Below are 19,198 nucleotides of genomic sequence, written 5' to 3'. Positions count from 1 at the left end.
CGGCCAACATACCAGTGCGCGTCGTCATGCCGCCGGCAGTCCGGCACGTTCGAGGACGTAGGCGATGAGTGGTGCGTACTGTCCGGGGCATACGTTGTCATCGAGCGGGACCGCCACCTCCACCTGGCCCTGCGCCTCGGAGACGAACAACCCGGGATCGTTGCAGTCGGCGAAGCCGAGGGTGGGGATCCCCGACGTTGCGGCCTGTCCCGCCCACCCGTGATCGGCGATTACGAGGTCCGGTGCGTCGAGGCCGTGCTCGGCGAGTGTCTCGAGGCTCAGCCGCATGGGGTCGGGGAAGTGAGTGTGCATCAGGCCGCCGTGCTGGTGCCAGACGAGGACCCCGAATACCTGGCGGATGTCGCCGGCTCCGAAGTGCCGCCCCTCGGGGACCTGCACGACGTCCGCCCCCGCGGCGGCAGCGGCGCGGGCGAAGGCCGCATGGACGGGCAGCAGACCAGCCGGATGGCCGGTGGCGAAGAGGATGCGCTCGCTCCGGCGCGCCGACGCACCGAGGCGGTTGGCGAGACGGTCCAGGGCCGCGACGCATTTCGCCGCGTCGATGGTGTCCTGGCCGTCGGTGTGTCCGCGGTCCGGGCTCGTGCCCACGCGCTCGTGCATGAGGTCGAAGACGTCGTCGAAGCTCCATTCCCGGGTGAGCTCCACCCCGAACCCGAGGTGCTCGTTGCCCTCGAGGAACAGGCGCATGTGCTTCAGGTTGTCCTGCCGCGGTGTGGCCACCTGGCCGGTGATGCGGACGGAGTCGAGGTAGTCGGCAAGCTCGGCGGCATTCACCCCTCCATCCTAGGGGGGCCCGCGGCGGGCTCAGCGCGCGGCGGCGGGGGAGAAACGGTCGACGGCCGTGCGGTAGCTCTGCGCCGTCAGCAGGGCGGTGCGCTGCCAGCCGAACGCGAGCGCATGGGTCGCGGCGCCCTGGCCGAGCGTCTCCCGGAGCCGTTCGTCGTCGTACAGCCGTTCCAGGGCGTCCGCCCAGCGGCGTGCGGAGTGGCCGTGCACGAGGAGCCCGCTGCGACCGTCGCTGATGGCCTGCGGGAGCCCTCCCACGTTCGCGGCGATCACCGGGGTGCCGCAGGCCTGCGCCTCGAGGGCCACCAGGCCGAACGACTCGCTGAAGGACGGCATCACCACGGCGTCGGCGGACCGGAACCACTGGGCGAGATGCGTCGCGGTGACCGGCGGGTAGAGCCGCACGTCATGGGTGAGGCCCGCGTGGTCGATGACGGGCTGGAGCGCGAGCGCCTCGGAGCCGCTGCCCGAGCCGAGGATGCTGACGGCGAGGGGGATGTCCGGCCGGCGTCGACGGAGCTCGGCGGCCGCCGCGACCAGCACCTGCGGACCCTTGAGCTTCTGGATCCTGCCGGCGAACACCACGTGGAACTGGTGCGGCGGGACGGCGAGGCCGGCGCGCGCGGCGTCCCGGTCACCGGGATGGAAGGTGGACAGGTCCACACCGGGCGCCACCACGTCGATGCGGTCGGCTGCAGCCCCATACAACGAGATCAGCTCGGAGGCCTCGGTGGTGGTGTTCGCGATGAGTCGTGCCGCCCCGTCCACGATGTCCTGTTCGCCGGCCACCCTGTCCGCGGGTTCCGGCGAGGCGAGGGCCTTCATGCGCAGGTTCTTGACCTTCGCCATGGTGTGCATGGTGTGGACGAGCGGGAGGTTCATCTCCCGGCTGAGGGTGAGACCCACGGCCCCGGACACCCAGTAGTGGGAGTGCAGGACGTCGAAGTGACCGTCCGCGAGCAGGTCGGCGACGTCGGTGAACGCGTCGGCGAAGGTCCCGGTGAGGCCTGGGAGTGTCTCCTTCGGGATACGGCGGCGCGGCCCGGCTTCGAGGTGGTGGACCACCACGCCGTCGTGCAGAGTCTCGCGGCTGGGTCGGCCCTCTCCTGCATCCCGCGTGAAGATCTCGACGTCGATCCCCACCCCGGCCAGTTCGAGCGCCGTGCTCCTGACGTAGACGTTCATGCCGCCGGCATCGCCTGCTCCGGGTTGCTCGAGCGGGGAGGTGTGCAGGGACAGCATGGCCACGCGCCTGACGCCGGGCACATCCTCTCCTCTCCGACCGGCAGGATGGGCGCCGGCCGAGTCAACCCCACGACCATATAACGCACCGTATAACGCACCGTCGGCGCGCTACATTCCGGTCGATGCCTGCGTCAACGGGAGACGGCCGACACAGGGCGGTAGCGGTCGGGGCAGCGGAGCCCGCGCTGGAGGCGCGGGCTCCGCCGATCGACACGGACGCGGGTCGGGGACGGTCACTTGATGTACATCGAGTGGTTCGGCAGCAGCAGGCGCTCACGGGCCTCCCGGGAGCCGGGTGCCGGCGCCGAGAGGATCCGCCCCCACAGCGAGAGACCGTTCCTCCACCTCCTCAGCATCAGCTGCACCTCCTTCCTGCGGTGGAAGCCGGGCATGGGGTCCGCCGGGACGCCCTGCAGGTCCTGCAGGTCCTGCTCGGGATCGCTACCGGACGGGAGCGGAGTCAGGGCCCCACTCAGGATGAATTCACCCCGCGCGGGAATCGGTGCGACGGGTGGCACGGGTTTGTCGAGGAATTGGGCAGGAATGAGCCGGGAATCGGACATGATGAAAGTCTCCAGATGGAAAGAAGGCAGGAATGAGCCACGAATGGCGGAGAGAAAGAAATGCCGCCGGAAAAGGGATGGCGGAAGGAAGCCGCGCACGGGTGCGGGGTGATACGGGATCAGCCGGCTGGTGCCGGTGCGCCGACTTCCTAGTGCGTACGGATGACGAAGGCGGGATCGGCGCTGCGGGCAAGGGCTCCGGTGAGCAGGGTATTCACAATCTCCACCTCCATTTCGTCGATATCACGGTCGGGCGGCCGGGTCTTCCCTCGATGGTCGAGTTGGGAAGGCCCAATGGCACAAGACTCAAGCTACCCCATGAAATGGGTACGGGGATAGCCCTTCGGGAGAATTGATCGCGTTTATTTCCCGAAAGGGCGAATTCGGTGCGGAGGACCGCCGGCTAGAGGTTCCAGTGCACGATCGCCGGGGTGCGCTTGTCCCAGCCGAGGGCGCAGACGGCGGCGGTGCCGAGCACGAAGCGGCGACCCTCGACCGCGCCGAACTGCAGCCACCGGGCGGCGACGATCCGCAGGAAGTGGCCGTGCGCCACGAGGAGTGCGTTCTCCACGGGCTTCGCCCCTGGATCGCGGTCGGCGGGGGTGCCGCAGCCGGCCTGCACCCGGGCGATCACGCGATCGGCCCGCTCCGAGACCTGGTCCAGCGTCTCCCCGTTGGCGACGCCGTCGTTCCAGATGAGGTAGCCGGGGTTCTCCTCGCGCACCGTCGCGCTGTTCCTGCCCTCGTTGTCGCCGTAGTCCCACTCGTGCGCGAACGGCAGGACCTCGGCGTCGGGGAACCCTGCGAGCTCCGCCGTGCGGACCGCGCGCTGCAGGGGCGAGGTCACCACGAGGCCGAAGTCGATCCCCTCGAGGTGCTGGCGTGCGGCGAGCGCCTGCTCCTCCCCGTGCTGCGTCAGCGGGAGGTCCGTGAGTCCGGTGTAGCGGCCGTCCCTGGACCACTCCGTCTCGCCGTGGCGCAGGAGCCAGAGCTTCGGCAGGGGTGTGCCGCTGGGGGTGAGATCGGGTGCTGCTGCGCCAGTCATCGGCTTCAAGGCGTGCTCTCCTGGGATTCGGGCTGCTCGCTCCACCACTGGCGGAGCTTGGTCTCGGCCTGCGCGGGGTCGTGGGGCCCGTGCTCCATCCGTTCCTCGAGGAGGAACCGGTAGGCGCGCCCCACCACGGGGCCGGGACGGATGCCGAGGAGCGCCATGATCTGCTCGCCGTCGAGGTCCGGCCGGATGGAGGCCAGTTCCTCCTGCTCCGCGAGCGCGGCGATCCTGGCCTCGAGGTCGTCGTACGCGAAGGAGAGTCGCTCGGCCTTCCGGCGGTTGCGGGTCGTGACGTCGGAGCGGGTCAGGCGGTGGAGCCGCTCGAGGAGAGGACCGGCGTCACTCACGTACCGCCGCACCGCCGAGTCGGTCCACCCGGCCTCCCCGTAGCCGTAGAACCGCATGTGCAGTTCCACGAGCCGCGCGACGGCCTTGACCGTGTCGTTGTCGAACCGCAGCGCCCGGAGTCTCTTCGCCGTGAGCTTCGCACCGACGGCGTCGTGATGGCGGAAGCTCACGGCGCCTCCCGGCTCGAACCTCCGGGTGGCGGGTTTGCCGATGTCGTGCAGGAGCGCGGCGAGGCGCAGGACGACGTCGGGCGCGGGCACGGGGCCGTCGTCGCCCGTCTCGAGGGCGCAGGCCTGGCGCAGGACCGTCAGCGAGTGCTGGTAGACGTCCTTGTGGCGGTGGTGCTCGTCCGTCTCGAGGCGCAGCGCGGCCACCTCGGGCAGCACATGGTCGGCGAGTCCGCTGTCCACCATCACGTCGATCCCGGCGTCGGGCTCCGCGCCCCGGAGTAGTTTGACCAGTTCGTCGCGCACGCGCTCGGCGGAGATGATCGAGATCCGCTCGGCCATCGACCCCATGGCCTCGGCGACCTCCGGGGCGACGGTCACCCCCAGTTGGGACACGAAACGCGCAGCGCGCATCATGCGCAGCGGGTCGTCCGAGAACGACGACGTCGGCGTGCCCGGCGTGCGCAGGACCCCCGCGTGGAGGTCCCTGACACCGCCGAAGAGATCCACGAGTTCGAGGGAGGGCAGCCTGAGCGCCATCGCGTTGATGGTGAAGTCGCGCCGGACCAGATCCTCCTCGAGGCTCGTGCCGAAGGCGACCGTCGGGTTCCGGGACGCAGGATCGTAGGCCTCCGCGCGGTACGTGGTGATCTCGATCTGGTAGCCGTCCTTGCGGAGGCCGATCGTGCCGAAGGCCCGGCCGATCTCCCAGTAGGCATCCGCCCAGCGCTTGATGAGCGCCACGGTCCGGTCCGGGTCGGCATCGGTGGTGAAGTCGAGATCCGGCGACACCCTGCCGAGGAAGAGGTCGCGCACCGGCCCCCCGACGAGCGAGAGCTCATGCCCCGCGGCGTCGAAGAGTTCACCGACCTCGAGGACCACGGGAGGAAGGGGTGCGGTGAGTGTCGAAGTGTCCAGCAGGTGCGCCATAGTCCCTTAAGGGTGCCAGATCGGCACCGTTTCCCACACCGCGCACGGCTCTGCGCGGAAGCTGTACGAACCGGCGTCCACCGCGTCGCGCCGTCATCGACGCTCCTGAAAGATCGTTAGAGTGGACGCATGGACCGACCCGTTCCAAGTGCTCCCAAGCGCACTCCCTTGACTGTGTCAATGGGGACCACGGGTATGCCTGCCGTGCAGCACCAGCTGCCCACGGTGGAGGAGGTGTCCGCCGGCGGGATCGTCGTGGACACCACGAAGGAGACGCTCGACGTCGCCATCATCGCGCGCCTGAACCGCGGCGGCCGCCTCGAGTGGTGCCTGCCGAAGGGCCACCCGGAAGGCGTGGAGAACAGCGAGGAAGCGGCCGTCCGGGAGATCGCCGAGGAGACCGGTATCGAGGGAAGGATCGTCTCCGCCCTCGGCAGCATCGACTACTGGTTCACCGTCAGCGGCCACCGGGTGCACAAGACCGTCCATCATTTCCTGCTGATCGCCACCGGCGGCTATCTCACCATCGAGAACGACCCGGACCACGAGGCCGTCGACGTCGCCTGGGTCCCCCTGCAGGAACTCGGCCGCAAACTGTCCTTCCCCAACGAACGCCGGATCGCCGACCTGGCCCGTGAGGTACTGCCCGAGCACCTCTGAGCTCGTGCAGCACGCCGTCATCGTCCCCGCATGGATGAGACGATGGAGAACGATGTCTGACACCAACACAGCCTCGACCCCCCTGCAGGACGCCGCTCCGCCGGCCCGCGACGATCCCTCTGCCCCCCGCAACGGGTCGACGGCCCGTTCGAGCGCCATCATGGCGGCCGGTACCCTCGTCTCCCGGCTCCTCGGCCTGGTCCGGGTGGCGCTGCTCGCGACCGCCATCGGTGCCTCCGGTCAGGTGTCGGACCTCTTCACCTCGGCGAACAACCTGCCGAACTTCATCTACCTGATGCTCGCAGGCGGTGTGTTCAACGCCGTGTTGGTGCCGCAGATCATCCGTGCGAGCCGCCTGCCCGACCGCGGAGCGGACTACGTCAGCCGGCTCCTCACGCTCGCCGCAGCGGCCCTCCTCGTGCTGACCGTGCTCGCGACGCTCGCGGCCCCGGTGATCGTGTCCCTGACGACGAGCTTCACGGGCGCCAACCTCGCGCTGACCACGGTCTTCGCGTACTGGTGCCTGCCGCAGATCTTCTTCTACGGCATCTACGCCGTGACCGGGCAGATCCTCAACGCCAACGGGTCCTTCGGCCCCTACATGTGGGCGCCCGTCGTCAACAACATCGTGTCGATCGCCTTCCTGGTGGTCTTCATCGTGCTCATGGGGGGCGAGCAGGCGGCACGGCACAGCCCGGACACCTGGACCCCGACGCAGACCCTGCTCCTGGCGGGTGGCACCACGCTCGGCATCATCATCCAGGCGCTCGTGCTGTTCATCCCGCTCAAGCGCCTGAACCTGGGCCTGCGCCCGAGGTTCGGTGTGCGTGGGACAGGGCTCGGCCGGACCGGCAAGCTCGCGTCGGTCACGATCGTCACCATGCTCATCGGCAACGGCCTCTACCTCGTGAACCTGCGCGTCGCCACCATCGCCGCCGACGCGCGGCAGAGGTTCCTCGCACAGGATCCGCCCGTCCAGATCGCAGGATCGACCAACCTCGAGGTCGGCGCGATGGTGTACCAGCTGCCCCACGCGGTGATCGCGTTGTCCCTCGCCACGGTCATGTTCAACCAGCTCTCGTCCGCGCACGCCGACGGCGACCTGCCGTCGGTCAGGGCCACCCTCTCCCAGGGCCTGCGCATCATCGGTGTCGCGACGGTGTTCGGCGCGGCGGCCCTGCTCACCTTCGCGGGCCCTCTCGGCATGCTGTTCAGCGAGTCTCCCGAGATCGCAGCCATCAACGGGGTGATCATCGCGATCCTCGCCGTGGGAGCACCATTCCTCAGCGCCAACTTCTTCCTCACCCGAGTGTTCTACGCGAGCGAGGACGTCAAGACCCCGCTCAAGATCCAGCTCATCCTGTCCGGCGTCGGCGTGGTGCTCGCCCTGGTAGCGGCCATGTTCGACCCGCGGTTCATCGTGCCGATGCTCGCGGCCGCCTACTCCATCGGCAACGTGATCGCCGTCGTCGTCAGCCACCGCTTCCTCACCCGCAGCATCGGGCGGTACGGCGCCGGGCACGTCTTCGACGTCCACGTACGGCTCACGCTCGCCGGCATCGTCGCCGCCGTGGCCGGCACAGCGCTGAGCTGGATGTTCGGCGGCTATGACGCCGCGGGGTTCGTCTGGCAGTCGAAGCTCAATGCCGTCGTGGTGCTCCTGGCCGGCGGTCTGGTCATGTCGGTGGTCTACCTGGGGATGCTGAAACTGCTCCGGATCACCGAACTGGACGATTTCCTCGCACCTCTTCTCGCGAGATTCCGCCGGAGCGGCGCCCGGCCGTCCAGCCCGGGAAACGTGTGACCGACCGGTAGCATGGTTAGAAATCAGCCATGGTCCGCCGGGAGGAACACGTGCCAGAAGCAGTAGACGTCGGATCGGTGCTGGGTGGTCGCTACAAGGTGACCGCCTACGTGCTGGCCTCTGCTGAGAGGGACCTCGTGCTCGACGGCGTGGACCAGGTGCTCAACCGGCCCGTCAGCATCCTCGTGGCATCGGCGCGCAACGCCTCCCAGGTGGCGGCGAGCGCCCGTGAGCTGGCCACCGGCGACCGGAACGGGAACATCCAGGTCCTGGACCTCGGCATCACCGAGTCGGGCACCTACCTCGTCACCAATCGCACTCCCGCAGCGGACATGCTCGACCTGATCGTCCAGCAGGAAGCTCCCGTCGAACACGCACCGTACATCGAGCCGTTCTTCACCGACACCCTCGGCTCGGAGATCTTCGGCCGCCCTCGGTCCACCGAACCCGAGACGTACGGCGACGACGAGGACCACGAGGACGTCCGCCAGGAGCGGAAGCCCCGCCGCGCCGGTCTCACGCGGCGGTTCGGCCGGGGTTCGGGCGAGGCGAGGCCCGACGAGACCTCCGATCTGCCTCCGGTCGCCGCGGAACCCGTGGCCGAGCGCCGCCCGAGCCCGCATCTCGTGCCCCCGCCCCCGAGTCGCCGACCGGGTGGAGCTTCCACTGCGGACTCCCGCGACGAGAGTGCGCCCCAGGACAAGCGTCAGGACGCGCATCAGGTCGGGGCCGCCGTCGCCGGTGCGGGCGCCGTAGGAGCAGCGTCCGCCGTCACCGCTCAGCGCCCCGCCCGGGCTGCCTCGATCTTCCCGAAGTCCGAACACAAGGACGACCCCTCCTTCGATCCGGCGCACGACGGCTACGACGACGCCGATCGCGTCGACGACTACGACGACGACGACGGCGACTCCGGTGGCCGCAAGTTCACCCGCGTCCTCGTTGGCGTGGTGCTCAGTGTCGTCCTGGTGGTCGCCGTCGTCCTCGCCGCGACGCAGCTCGGCTCCCTCTTCGGAGGGGATCCCGTCGCCGGCGGAGGTCCGAAACCGGAGGCGAGCGCAGCCGCCACCGCGGACCCGACCACCGCACCGTCGGCCACGCCGTCGGCCGAGCCTGCGGCGGAGGCCGCGCCCCCCGTCGTCTCGGGCATCACGCGCGTGGTGCCCGACAACCAGGCGCTCGACGCCGCCAATGACGCGAATCTGCCCCTGATCATCGACGGCAATCCCACGACCTTCTGGGGCAATCAGGTCTACGCGAGCGACACCTTCGGTGGCCTGGCCTCGAGCCTGGCCCTGGTGGTGGAACTCGAGGAGGAATCAGCGATCTCGCAGGTGTCCATCGATCAGCTCAACGGAGCCGGTGGCAGCTTCTCCGTGCTCGTCAACGACCGGCCGACCCTCGAGGGCGCGCAGCAGATCGCCCAGAGCGGGTTCACCGCGCCGACCGTGACACTCCCCATCCCCGAGGGCCCCGACGGTGCCCGGACGGGGCGCTACGTCATCGTCAACTTCACCCAGCTGCCCCGGCTCTTCAACATCCAGGCCCAGTACCCCTTCGGTCTCCGGATCGCCGAGATCCGGGTCGGCTGACCCACCGCCTGCCCCACGGACGCCAACACCGGGATCAGGGCTGCCCCCGCACCCTCCGACGGAATATCTCTGCCCATGAGGCCGTTGACGGAAGTGTCCGCAGGTATGACCCGCACGGCCGTATCAGCGCATGAGAAGACAGAAAGGTCTTTGAACACGTGACAATGCAAACCGATGTCCAGCTGGACACGCCCCCTGCAGGGAGCCCCTCCGGGGAGCCGAAGATCCATGATGTCGTCATCGTCGGGTCCGGGCCTTCCGGATACACCGCAGCGGTCTACACCGCCCGGGCCAACCTGAAGCCCATCCTGCTCGCGAGTTCCGTCAAGGCCGGCGGTGAACTCATGAACACCACCGACGTGGAGAACTTCCCCGGGTTCGCCGACGGCGTCATGGGGCCGGACCTCATGGAGCAGTTCGAGAAGCAGGCTCGTCGGTTCGGGACGGAGATCCTGTACGAGGACGTCGTCTCGGCGGAGCTGTCCGGCGACATCAAGAAGCTGACCATCGCCACGGGCGAGGAGTTCCTCGCGCGGGCGGTCATCATCTCCACCGGCTCCGAGTACCGCGAGATCGGGCTCGATGACGAGAAGCGGCTCTCCGGCCACGGGGTCAGCTGGTGTGCGACCTGCGACGGTTTCTTCTTCCGTGACCAGGACATCGCCGTCGTCGGCGGCGGCGACTCCGCCATGGAGGAAGCCCTCTTCCTGACGAAGTTCGCCCGCTCCGTCACGGTGATCCACCGCCGGGACACCCTCCGCGCCTCGAAGATCATGCAGGACCGCGGGTTCGCGCACGAGAAGATCCGCTTCCTGTGGAACTCCGAAGTGGTCGGGATCCACGGTGCCGACAAGGTCACCGGCGTCAAGGTGGCGAGCACGGTCGACGGGAGCACGAGCGATGTCGAGGTCACGGGCATCTTCGTCGCCATCGGCAACGATCCCCGCGTGGACCTCGTGAAGGACCAGCTCGAGCTGACCAGCGAGGGGACCATCGCCGTCCAGGGGCGTACCTCCAAGACCTCGCTCCCCGGCGTGTTCGCGGCGGGCGACGTCATCGACCCGACCTACCGCCAGGCCATCACGGCATCCGGTAGCGGGTGTGTTGCGGCACTCGACGTCGAGCACTACCTCGCCGACACCGTCAATCTCTCGGAGACGGCGGCGCGCGTGCCCACGCCTCCGGCTGAAGCAGTCTCCGAATCAGCGTCCCTCTGATCGACCAACCTCAAGGAGCAACACAATGAGCAACGCAAAGGATGTGACCGACGCGTCGTTCGACGCCGACGTCCTTAAGTCCAGCAAGCCAGTGATCGTCGACTTCTGGGCGGAATGGTGCGGCCCCTGCCGCATGCTCTCTCCCATCCTCGACGACATCGCTGCCGAGCACGCGGAGAAGGTCGACGTCGTCAAGGTCAATGTCGACGACAATCCCGCGATCGCCGCGAAGTACGGCATCACGTCGATCCCGGCCGTCTACGTCTTCCAGGGCGGAGAGGTCGCTGCCACCTCCATCGGTGCCAAGCCGAAGCAGGTACTCGAGCAGGAATTCGCCGCATTCATCAACTGATCCGGTGTTCATCGAAAGAGCCCGTCGGTTTCCGACGGGCTCTTTCCATGTGAGGGCAAGAGCGGCGGGCCCGACGACCGGACTTGGACGTGTGCGGAGGTGGACGTACCGCCGCCTTTCCGTCCGGCCCGACGCATGACGATCCGGGAAAAGGCCCATAGGTTTCACGTGAAACCGTCGTCGGCGTCTGTCGCGAACGCCTCCTGTGGAGCGGGCACCAGCATCCAGATGGGACTTCTACACATTCGAACTCCTTGGTCATGCGGCCGCCAAGTGCTGCGCTGGGCGCATCATGGCGCGATCACCACTGGCAGGCGCCGGCAGGCAGGGACCGAAACATTGGCGTCCTGGCATCGGCGAGACCGCCGCCGGAGAGGCGTCGACCCGCGGGTCGGTTCTGCAGAGATCAGCGGGGCACGGCCGGAACGTGCCGGGCCCGCCCAGGTTCATCGTGGCGTAAGGGCCCCGATCCCGCCGCAAACAGCAGCGGATCCGGCCCATCGCGCGAGCTGCCCGCACCGCTCTGCAGGTCTAGGACAGGTGCAGGTGCTGCTGCTTCCCCTGAATGCGTTCCGGTGGTCGCCCGGGATGTCGCAGTGCACGGCAGCACACGTCTCGGTCAGGGGCCGCGCGGCGACCAGGATCATCGGGCAGCTCGGGCAGGTGGTTTCCATCATCCCATTCGTTGCGCTGTCCGACGCCGTACAGCGGCGCCGGACAGCGGGTGCCATTGCTCACACGCCGTTGCGCCTCATCATCTCGGCGTCAGGCCGGTCCGCCCCCTGGGCTGGGGCAGCCGTAGCCGCCCGCTAGGCGTGTTCGCACGCTGCATCAACCGTATTCGGTAGCGTGTAGATCAGAACCGGCCCTCGCCCGGTTGAGCGCTGTGACCTGCCGTTGGCAACGATGCCGCCGCCTCACTCGAGCGGGCGGCGAGGGGATCAACCAAGAAGGCAATCCATCCGATCGCCCGTGGGGTCCGAGGGTAATCACGCACGCCGGCTCGGCTCGTGCTCGTTTCACGTGAAACACGACGCCGATCATAGCCGGCAACGACTTCGTCCATTTTTGAGGCCCTCCTTGCAGATGTCCGCTTGGCTATCGTGCGCCAGTGCCCGACACGGCAGGAGCGCTGCGCAGCCCGGTGTCGGCCAGGGACGACTTCAAGGCCGCCGACGCGACCTCCCCAGGCAGCGCCGGACCCACCAGCAGATGGACGAGCGTGCAAGCGCAGTCCAGGTACAAGCGCCCTGCCCGAAGGTCCTGCACGCCTGGGCCGCCCGCGCATATCGGCGAGCGTCCGTGATGCGCGCCGCGTGGGCAGGTCGCTCCGTTCTGCGGTATCGCTGTCGGGGGCGCCGCGAAAGGCTATTCGTGCACACCTCGGTGGCACGCACGACGTGCAGCACGCAGATTCGCAGGGGAGTCAGAATGGACGTCTCCCGCGCCCGCTCGTCGGAGCCTCAAACTGGAGGTGGACGGCCGACAGCTGTTTCACGTGAAGCACGTCTGCTCAAGCCTCAATCGGCGTTGAGCTCCACCACGGCTCGAGCGGCACCTCGAGGGCGGGCGAGCCGATAGTTGTTTCACGTGGAACACGTCCGCGCCGCCAGGACCGGGTTGACGCTCTCACACGGTTCGAGCAGTACCCCCCCCGCTTGGGGGGCGCGAGTTCGCGGCCGGCACAGGGTCGCCGGCGGCAGGTGCGAATGCAGTGCAATACTACGAGGCTGTCCCGTAGGCTGGCCCCTCCGGACACTCCACCGAAGAGATCGACGCTCTTCCCGCGGTGAGGCGGCAATAATAGCGGTGAGGTTTCACGTGAAACACCGACACTGCTGCTCGCAGCAAACCTCGCCGACCTGTAAGGCGAATCTGCTGCGGGCGCGGCATCTGCTGAGCCCTTTAGAGCGAGCAGGACGATGTCACTCTGTCCATGGTCTCGAGGAGCTTAATGGGGCGACCCGGACACCATGGCGCAGCGCGCTCTCTCGGTCCATGAACGCGACGCGACGAGTCCTCCACCCACAGGGCCAGCGACAGCGACGAGCTATCAGCTCTTTTCGCGTTTCACGTGAAACACACCGGCCCGCGCGGACGGCACACCGCGAACCGTCGGAGCCGTCCACACCGGTCACTCCCGGGCGAAGTCCTGGGCTGGAGAAGGCCGAGGGGCTGCGCGGGTGGGATGCTGCGCCGCGATGGGGGCAAAGGACGGATGCTCAGCGGAGCGACGGTTCCAAGCCCGCACCGCGAGCAGCCGCAGAGACTGGGGATTTGCGGCAGCTGATTCCTGCCATCAACCCTACTCGGGACGAACCACCGCGCTTGCACGCGGTCCACGCGGGCACACGCAGGAGGGGCCGTGTTTCACGTGAAACACGGCCCCTCGGATTCAAGCTGGACTATTCGGACGTGGGTGACAGCACGCCGACGATCCGGTTCAGGTCGTCGACGCTGGCGAATTCGATGCTCACCCGTCCCTTCTTGGCTCCCAGGGTGATCTTGACATTGGTGTCCAGCCGATCCGAAAGAGACGTGGCGAGGTAGTCCAGGCGTTCGTGGCGTGCGCCAGTACTCGGCGCGGTCGGCTTGCTAACGCGCCGGAGGCCGCCGCTCAACGCTACGATCTCCTCCGTGGACCGGACGGACAGTCCCTCGGCCACGATCCTCTGGGCAAGCTTCTCCATGTCCGCGGCATCGCCCAGCCCGAGGAGCGCGCGAGCGTGGCCGGCACTGAGAACACCTGCCGCGACTCGTCGCTGTACCAGTGGGGGGAGCTTCATCAGCCGCAGGGTGTTCGAGATCTGAGGCCTCGATCGTCCAAGACGGCCGGCGAGTTCGTCGTGCGAGCAGCCGAAATCATCCAGGAGCTGCTGATATGCAGCTGCCTCTTCGAGGGGATTGAGCGCGCTACGGTGAAGATTCTCCAGGAGGGCGTCGCGAAGGAGGTCGTCGTCCAGCGTCGACCTGATGATCGCCGGGATGCTCGTCATCCCCGCCTCGCGGGAAGCACGCCAGCGGCGCTCTCCCATCACCAGTTCGTAGGTGGGCTCGCCGTCCTCCTGGGAGGGACGGACCACGACGGGCTGCAGTACGCCGATCTCACGGATCGAGTGCACCAGCTCCGCGAGTTCGTCCTCGTTGAACTCGACTCTTGGCTGCTTCCGATTGGGATGGATGCTGTCCAGCGGGAGGTCGGCGAAGGTAGCACCCGGTACCTGCACCAATCCGACACCACCGTCGTCGGACGCCTCAGCACCATTGTCACCGGAACCTTGGCGAGCATTCTCGCCGTCCACGGCGCTGTTGGCCGGGTGTGTTTCACGTGAAACAGCCAGCTCGCCCGCGTCTGCTTGTTCGACGCCCTTGCTCCCGCGTCCTTGCACCTCCTGCTGCGGCGGTTCAGCTGCTTCGTCCGACGCCGTCACCACGGGGTCGGAAGGCCGGGAGATCCTGACGGCGGATGGCGGAGAATCGGCCCCACCCTGCTCCGTCGACCGTGCATCCGTCGGTCGTCCGACAGTCCCATCGACGGCTTCCTCCGGCGACGCGGTCGGAGGAACTCCGGCGTTCGAACCGCCGGAAGCGTCCGCGCTGCTACGCGAACCACTCGACTTGCGCTGGGGCGTCTTGCCAACCCTTTTCGTTTGAGCCTCGAGTACGTTCCTGTTGATCCCGCTGCGGAGGGCTGACGAATACGAACGTGGCTGCTCGGCCACGTCGTCTTCCGTCACGCGCTCGAAGAACAGGTCGACAGGTCGGCCGCCCTGCTTCCGCGGCGCCTCTGTCGTCCGTGGGGCGACATCGTCCCGCTGGACAACGGGTTCGGCTTCGACCGGCTCGGGGGCCTCTTCAACCGGAGCACTCGGAATGAGTGCTCCCAATCCTCGGCCCAGCCCTCGGCGCTTTTCCGCCATGTCATTCCTTCCGATCGGTGGGGCACCGCCCCACCTCGACTTCTTGGTGGTCGAGCCAGACAGCTGGACCAGGTGCAGTTTACGAGCGGGAGGCGATCTCCGCCGCCGCTTCCTGGTAGGAGAGCGCACCGCTCGAGGACGGGTCGTACGTCATGACCGTCTGCTGGTAGCTGGGCGCCTCCGAGATCCGGACGGATCGGGGCACCACAGCCTTGAGTACCTGCTGCGGGAAGTGCTCGCGAACTTCCGCCGCCACCTGCGCCGCGAGGTTCGTCCGCCCGTCGTACATCGTCAGCAGAATCGTCGACACGGCGAGATCCGCATTGAGGTGCTTCTGGATCATCTCGATGTTCTTGAGGAGCTGGCTCAGACCCTCCAGGGCGTAGTACTCGCACTGGATCGGGATGAGCACCTCCTTCGCCGCGACGAACGCATTGACCGTCAGCAGACCGAGGCTCGGCGGGCAGTCGATGAACACGAAGTCCAGCCTGGGCTCACCCTTCTCCTCCCGCTGCTTCGCGTAGACGTCGATCGCCCGGCGCAACCGCTGCTCACGGGCCACCAGTGACACGAGCTCGATCTCAGCGCCGGCCAGGTGAATCGTTGCCGGAGCACAGATGAGGTTCGGGACGTCGGGGCAGGGGGCAACGACATCGGCCAGGGGCACGTCGTCGATCAGCACGTCGTAGATCGAGTCGACATCGGCGTGATGGTCGATATTCAGCGCCGTGGACGCGTTCCCCTGCGGGTCGATGTCTATCACGAGTACCTGCAGCCCGGCGGTGGCCAGGGCCGCGGCGATGTTGACCGTCGTCGTCGTCTTGCCCACCCCACCCTTCTGGTTGCTGATCGTCATGATGCGGGTACTACCCGGCTTCGGCAGGGGTTTGCCCAGCAGCTTCTCCCTCCGCTTCGCCTCACTGGCCAGCTCGCGACCCAGCGGAGAGGAATCATCCATCGTCTCCATGACGTTCCTCCCCCTGGGCTGTTTCCTGGAGGGAGGGGCGTCGACGGCGCCAGCGGCGACCTGGTCTGTTTCACGTGAAACGACTCCGGTGTTGGCTGGATCGGCAAACACTCCCGGTTGGATTTCACGGAGACCCACAGCGAGCGGGGATCCGGACACCAACAGGGGCTCGGGCTTGGTCGCGGGGGCGTCCTTGATGGTCACTCGGTAACTCACTCTCACATGCCAGACGTCGTTAGATACAAGGGTAGCCGCAAGTGCCGTCACGGATCGGGTGCAGCACCGTCCACATGGGAAGCGGGGATCAGCGGATATGTACGGGAATGCGGACGACGGTCGTCGGCTCCGGCAGCACTCCTGCACCGACAGTGAGGATCTCCGAGCTTCCGCCACCGAGCTTGCGGATGACCTTACGTGCCTTCTCGATCTCCTCCGCGGCGCTGCGTCCCTTGATGGCGAGGACCTCTCCACCGGCTTTCGTCAGCGGTATGGTCCATCCGGCGAGCGTGGAGAGAGCGGAGACGGCACGGGCCGTCACGTAGTCGCCGGCGATCTTGCCGATCATCTCCTCGGCCCGTGCCCGGTGGACGGACACGTTGGAGAGAGCGAGGTCGTCGATCACCTCGTTCAGCCAGGTCACGCGCCGTTCCAGGGGCTCGACCAGATGGAGCTGCAGATCGGGTCGGGCAATGGCGATCGCCAGCCCTGGAAGCCCGGCACCACTGCCGACGTCCACCACGGAGGCGTCCTGCGCCATCAGGTCCGCCACGACCGCACAGTTCAGGACGTGCCGGCCCCACAGGCGCGGGACCTCCCGCGGTCCGAGCAACCCGCGTTCGATCCCGGACGATGCCAGGTGGGCGACGAATCCGCGCGCCACAGGGAGCTGCGCTCCGAAGACGGCCTCCGCGGCGACCGACTCTCCGGTGGAGGGCTCGGGGGACCCGATGGTCGGCAGCGGTTCCTCAGTCATCGCTGGGAGACACGACGATGTGCCGCGCGGTGCCCTCGCCTTCGGACTCGCTCACGAAGCCGAGATCCGCGACGACGTCGTGCACGATCTTGCGTTCGTACGCCGACATCGGCGCGAGCGCGATGTCCTCGCCCGTCTCCTTGACCTCGGCGACGGCGTCCTCGGCGATCTTCGTCAGTTCACGGCCGCGTCGGTCGCGGTAGCCGTCGACGTCGAGCACGAGACGCGAGCGGGAGTCGGTGGCGGTCAGGACGCTGAGGCGTGTGAGCTCCTGCAGAGCCTCCAACACCTCACCGTCCTGGCCCACGAGCGAACTCAGCCCGGCGTCCGAAGTGTCCTCGGAGACGATCGAGATGTAGGTCCTACCGCTGCGCACCTCGATGTCGATGTCGCCGTCGATATCGGCGATGTCGAGCAGCTCCTCGAGGTAATCGGCGGCCACGTCGCCCTCCTCGTCGAGCCGCGAAGGCTTCGCCTCACTACCGGCCGCGACGTCGTCGTCGGACTCGGAACCGCGGAGATCAGGAGTGTGCTCTTCGTTCTCTACCGTCATCGCTTCTTCCTCTTCTTGCGCTGGGGCTGGACCCGCTGGACCCGCGGTTCTGGAACCGTCTCGATAGCCGGCTCGGTCTTCCGCTCACCCAGGAGCGGCACCGCGGGAAGACCCTTCTTCGCGCGTCGCTCCGCCAGAGCCTTCGCCGCCGGCGAACCAGGCGTCGGCATCCTCCGGATGACGTAGAACTGCTGCACCATCGTCCACACGTTGGTGGTGGTCCAGTACACGAGCACACCGATCGGGAAGTTGATACCGCCGATCCCGAACACCAGCGGAAGGATGTAGAGCATGATCTTCTGCTGACGCATGAAGGGGCTCTGCATGGCCTCCTCGGACATGTTCTTCGCCATGATCTGCTTCTGCGTGATGAACTGCGATGCCGTCATGGCGATGATCATCACGATCGACAGGAGGATGACGCTGAGGTTGCCGTCGGCGCCGAAACTGCCCAGGAACGTCGAGGAGAGGGGTGCGCCGAAGATGGTGGCGTTGTCGAACTGCCTGACCGATTCCGTGGACAACGCACCGATCGTCTCGCCCTCCTCGCTCGCCCGCGAGATCCCGTTGAGCACGGTGAACAGCGCGAAGAAGAACGGCATCTGGATGATGATGGGCAGGCAGGCAGCGAACGGGTTGGTGCCGTGCTTCTTGTACAGCGCCATCTGCTCCTGCGTCATCGCCTGGCGCGAGAGCTGGTCCGTCTTGCCCTTGTACTTCTGCTGGAGCTTCCGCAGATCGGGCTGCAATGCCTGCATTCCGCGCTGCGCCTTGATCTGCTTCACGAACACGGGGATCAGGGCCGCACGGATGACGACGACGAGCCCGACGATCGACAGCACCCAGGTCCACCCGGATGCCGGGTCCATCCCGAGGAAGGTGAACCCCTCGTGGAACATGAACATGATCCACGACACGAGCCACCGGAACGGTGCCAGGATCGTCTCAAAAAAACCCATAATCAGTTAGCTCCTCAAGCCGCCGGGCGGCTTTCGTCATCGGCCGGGATCACCGGATGGTTCAACACAACAATCGAGGGGACCTTCCCCGCCGGGAAGGTCCTGGACCCGGCGGGTACGTGGTCGACGCCCCCGTCGTTCCAGGGGTTGCAGCGGACGAGCCGCCTGGAGGCGAGCCAGGATCCACGCACGGAACCGTGAACAGTCACGGCCTCGAGTGCGTAGGCGGAGCAACTCGGATAGAACCGGCACACCGGCCCGTACAGCGGAGAGACGACCTTCCGGTACGCGATCAGCAGTCCGATCGCGGCCAGGCGGGGCAGCCCGACAAGGAAGGACAACGCACTGACAGCGACGCTCCTCACGATACTCTGCCTTGCCTTTCCGCCGTGTCGGGGCCTTCGAGCCTGCGGACCACCGCGGCCAGGGACCCGGTGAAGTCCTTCCGCAGGGCGGGCCAGTCGCTGTCCGCGGCCGCCGGCAGCGCGCGGATCACGACGTCGTACCCGGAGGGGTGCGCGGCTACCCACTCCGCCGAGGCATGGCGGAGCCTTCTCTTAACGAGGTTGCGCGTGACGGCGTTCCCGACGTTCTTGCCGACGATGAAACCGACGCGCGAGGGCACGGAGTCCGACGTCCTGGAGCCGTATAGCACAACGTTCCGGCGCCCTGAGCGGGCGCCGGAACGTACGATACGTGCAAAATCCGCTGCCGTCCGCACCCTGTGGATCATCGGAAGCACTGCGGGGTCCTGTCTGCCGAGGCTAGGAACCCGGTGCCGACGCGATCACCCGAAGGACGCATGGCGTGGGAGGAACCGCTTATGCCGAGAGTTCGGTACGGCCCTTGCCGCGGCGTGCCGACAGGATGGCACGACCAGCGCGGGTGCGCATGCGAAGACGGAAACCGTGCTTCTTGGCACGACGGCGGTTATTCGGCTGAAAAGTCCGCTTGCTCACTGTAGTTACTCCAGAACGATCTTGAGATGCGTCCGGCCCATTGCAACAAGGGGGAAGAACAGACTGACGCGATGAAGGTGTACATCCGACATTCGCGCTGGAGCTGTCACATCCCGAGGCCTCTTAGTACCCGG

At 67.3% G+C, this 19,198-nt stretch carries 19 protein-coding genes; 6 read left to right on the top strand and 13 right to left on the bottom strand.

Annotated elements, in window-relative coordinates; genetic code table 11:
• Nucleotides 1–24 precede the first annotated feature (24 nt).
• The 3 genes from AC4D2O_RS02720 to AC4D2O_RS02710 form a co-directional block, all read right to left on the bottom strand.
• Complete coding sequence (locus AC4D2O_RS02720) at nt 25–795, bottom strand: phosphatase (RefSeq protein ID WP_490905043.1); 771 nt, start codon at nt 793–795, stop codon at nt 25–27.
• A gap of 30 nt (nt 796–825) precedes the next feature.
• Nucleotides 826–2,073: a D-inositol-3-phosphate glycosyltransferase gene (mshA, locus tag AC4D2O_RS02715; protein ID WP_490905042.1), complete on the bottom strand. Its 1,248-nt coding sequence runs from the start codon at nt 2,071–2,073 to the stop codon at nt 826–828.
• Nucleotides 2,074–2,285: 212 nt separating this feature from the next.
• Nucleotides 2,286–2,615: a hypothetical protein gene (locus AC4D2O_RS02710; protein WP_490905041.1), complete on the bottom strand. Its 330-nt coding sequence runs from the start codon at nt 2,613–2,615 to the stop codon at nt 2,286–2,288.
• A gap of 32 nt (nt 2,616–2,647) precedes the next feature.
• On the opposite strand from AC4D2O_RS02710, the gene AC4D2O_RS02705 reads away from it, so the two are divergent.
• Nucleotides 2,648–2,971 carry a hypothetical protein gene (locus AC4D2O_RS02705; protein WP_490905040.1) on the top strand — a complete coding sequence of 108 codons (324 nt, stop codon included), beginning with the start codon at nt 2,648–2,650 and terminating at the stop codon, nt 2,969–2,971.
• 47 nt (nt 2,972–3,018) lie between these two features.
• Here the strand turns inward: AC4D2O_RS02705 and AC4D2O_RS02700 are convergent, their stop codons facing one another.
• Nucleotides 3,019–3,660, bottom strand: a complete 642-nt coding sequence (locus tag AC4D2O_RS02700) for a histidine phosphatase family protein (protein WP_490905183.1) — start codon at nt 3,658–3,660, stop codon at nt 3,019–3,021.
• Between the two features lie 5 nt (nt 3,661–3,665).
• Nucleotides 3,666–5,111 (bottom strand): CCA tRNA nucleotidyltransferase, encoded by a 1,446-nt coding sequence (locus tag AC4D2O_RS02695; RefSeq protein ID WP_490905039.1) that lies wholly within the window; start codon nt 5,109–5,111, stop codon nt 3,666–3,668.
• 180 nt (nt 5,112–5,291) lie between these two features.
• Between AC4D2O_RS02695 and AC4D2O_RS02690 the strand changes: the two genes are divergently transcribed.
• The 5 genes from AC4D2O_RS02690 to trxA all read left to right on the top strand — a co-directional run bounded on the left by AC4D2O_RS02690 (nt 5,292) and on the right by trxA (nt 10,733).
• Nucleotides 5,292–5,771 carry an NUDIX hydrolase gene (locus AC4D2O_RS02690; RefSeq protein ID WP_490905038.1) on the top strand — a complete coding sequence of 160 codons (480 nt, stop codon included), beginning with the start codon at nt 5,292–5,294 and terminating at the stop codon, nt 5,769–5,771.
• 52 nt (nt 5,772–5,823) lie between these two features.
• Nucleotides 5,824–7,575 (top strand): murein biosynthesis integral membrane protein MurJ, encoded by a 1,752-nt coding sequence (gene murJ, locus AC4D2O_RS02685; RefSeq protein ID WP_490905037.1) that lies wholly within the window; start codon nt 5,824–5,826, stop codon nt 7,573–7,575.
• A gap of 50 nt (nt 7,576–7,625) precedes the next feature.
• Nucleotides 7,626–9,164: an ABC transporter substrate-binding protein gene (locus AC4D2O_RS02680; protein ID WP_490905036.1), complete on the top strand. Its 1,539-nt coding sequence runs from the start codon at nt 7,626–7,628 to the stop codon at nt 9,162–9,164.
• Between the two features lie 164 nt (nt 9,165–9,328).
• Nucleotides 9,329–10,381: a thioredoxin-disulfide reductase gene (gene trxB / locus AC4D2O_RS02675; protein ID WP_490905182.1), complete on the top strand. Its 1,053-nt coding sequence runs from the start codon at nt 9,329–9,331 to the stop codon at nt 10,379–10,381.
• A 25-nt stretch (nt 10,382–10,406) separates the two neighbouring features.
• Entirely contained in the window at nt 10,407–10,733 is a 327-nt protein-coding gene (trxA, locus tag AC4D2O_RS02670; RefSeq protein ID WP_490905035.1) for a thioredoxin, read from the top strand.
• A gap of 2,405 nt (nt 10,734–13,138) precedes the next feature.
• Here the strand turns inward: trxA and AC4D2O_RS02665 are convergent.
• The 8 genes from AC4D2O_RS02665 to rpmH form a co-directional block, all read right to left on the bottom strand.
• Nucleotides 13,139–14,188 carry a ParB/RepB/Spo0J family partition protein gene (locus AC4D2O_RS02665; RefSeq protein ID WP_490905181.1) on the bottom strand — a complete coding sequence of 350 codons (1,050 nt, stop codon included), beginning with the start codon at nt 14,186–14,188 and terminating at the stop codon, nt 13,139–13,141.
• A gap of 544 nt (nt 14,189–14,732) precedes the next feature.
• Complete coding sequence (locus tag AC4D2O_RS02660) at nt 14,733–15,620, bottom strand: ParA family protein (RefSeq protein WP_490905034.1); 888 nt, start codon at nt 15,618–15,620, stop codon at nt 14,733–14,735.
• A 304-nt stretch (nt 15,621–15,924) separates the two neighbouring features.
• Complete coding sequence (rsmG, locus tag AC4D2O_RS02655; protein ID WP_490905033.1) at nt 15,925–16,593, bottom strand: 16S rRNA (guanine(527)-N(7))-methyltransferase RsmG; 669 nt, start codon at nt 16,591–16,593, stop codon at nt 15,925–15,927.
• The gene (locus AC4D2O_RS02650) at nt 16,586–17,146 is read right to left on the bottom strand and encodes a Jag family protein (protein ID WP_490905032.1); all 561 of its coding nucleotides are present in this window, start codon (nt 17,144–17,146) and stop codon (nt 16,586–16,588) included. Before AC4D2O_RS02650 ends, rsmG begins: the two co-directional genes overlap by 8 nt.
• A complete protein-coding gene (gene yidC, locus AC4D2O_RS02645; RefSeq protein ID WP_490905031.1) occupies nt 17,143–18,105 on the bottom strand; it encodes a membrane protein insertase YidC in 963 nt (320 codons plus the stop codon). Before yidC ends, AC4D2O_RS02650 begins: the two co-directional genes overlap by 4 nt.
• Nucleotides 18,106–18,119: 14 nt before the next feature.
• On the bottom strand, nt 18,120–18,470 hold the full coding sequence (gene yidD / locus AC4D2O_RS02640) for a membrane protein insertion efficiency factor YidD (protein ID WP_490905030.1): 351 nt from the start codon (nt 18,468–18,470) through the stop codon (nt 18,120–18,122).
• Nucleotides 18,467–18,838 carry a ribonuclease P protein component gene (gene rnpA, locus AC4D2O_RS02635; RefSeq protein WP_490905180.1) on the bottom strand — a complete coding sequence of 124 codons (372 nt, stop codon included), beginning with the start codon at nt 18,836–18,838 and terminating at the stop codon, nt 18,467–18,469. Before rnpA ends, yidD begins: the two co-directional genes overlap by 4 nt.
• 88 nt (nt 18,839–18,926) lie before the next feature.
• Entirely contained in the window at nt 18,927–19,064 is a 138-nt protein-coding gene (rpmH, locus tag AC4D2O_RS02630; RefSeq protein WP_022892375.1) for a 50S ribosomal protein L34, read from the bottom strand.
• Between the last annotated feature and the right edge of the window lie 134 nt (nt 19,065–19,198).

It is taken from the genome of Arthrobacter sp. TJ-238, from assembly GCF_058269215.1.
This window is presented reverse-complemented; position numbering and strand designations above follow the sequence as displayed.

What these genes read in the sequence shown, in the direction of transcription:
- AC4D2O_RS02710 (WP_490905041.1), bottom strand. Translation starts at nt 2,615, where the DNA reads ATGTCCGATTCCCGGCTCATTCCTGCCCAATTCCTCGACAAACCCGTG.
- AC4D2O_RS02705 (WP_490905040.1), top strand. Translation starts at nt 2,648, where the DNA reads ATGAGCCACGAATGGCGGAGAGAAAGAAATGCCGCCGGAAAAGGGATG.
- AC4D2O_RS02700 (WP_490905183.1), bottom strand. Translation starts at nt 3,660, where the DNA reads ATGACTGGCGCAGCAGCACCCGATCTCACCCCCAGCGGCACACCCCTG.
- AC4D2O_RS02695 (WP_490905039.1), bottom strand. Translation starts at nt 5,111, where the DNA reads ATGGCGCACCTGCTGGACACTTCGACACTCACCGCACCCCTTCCTCCC.
- AC4D2O_RS02690 (WP_490905038.1), top strand. Translation starts at nt 5,292, where the DNA reads ATGGGGACCACGGGTATGCCTGCCGTGCAGCACCAGCTGCCCACGGTG.
- murJ (WP_490905037.1), top strand. Translation starts at nt 5,824, where the DNA reads ATGTCTGACACCAACACAGCCTCGACCCCCCTGCAGGACGCCGCTCCG.
- trxB (WP_490905182.1), top strand. Translation starts at nt 9,329, where the DNA reads ATGCAAACCGATGTCCAGCTGGACACGCCCCCTGCAGGGAGCCCCTCC.
- trxA (WP_490905035.1), top strand. Translation starts at nt 10,407, where the DNA reads ATGAGCAACGCAAAGGATGTGACCGACGCGTCGTTCGACGCCGACGTC.
- AC4D2O_RS02660 (WP_490905034.1), bottom strand. Translation starts at nt 15,620, where the DNA reads ATGGAGACGATGGATGATTCCTCTCCGCTGGGTCGCGAGCTGGCCAGT.
- rsmG (WP_490905033.1), bottom strand. Translation starts at nt 16,593, where the DNA reads ATGACTGAGGAACCGCTGCCGACCATCGGGTCCCCCGAGCCCTCCACC.
- AC4D2O_RS02650 (WP_490905032.1), bottom strand. Translation starts at nt 17,146, where the DNA reads ATGACGGTAGAGAACGAAGAGCACACTCCTGATCTCCGCGGTTCCGAG.
- yidC (WP_490905031.1), bottom strand. Translation starts at nt 18,105, where the DNA reads ATGGGTTTTTTTGAGACGATCCTGGCACCGTTCCGGTGGCTCGTGTCG.
- rnpA (WP_490905180.1), bottom strand. Translation starts at nt 18,838, where the DNA reads ATGATCCACAGGGTGCGGACGGCAGCGGATTTTGCACGTATCGTACGT.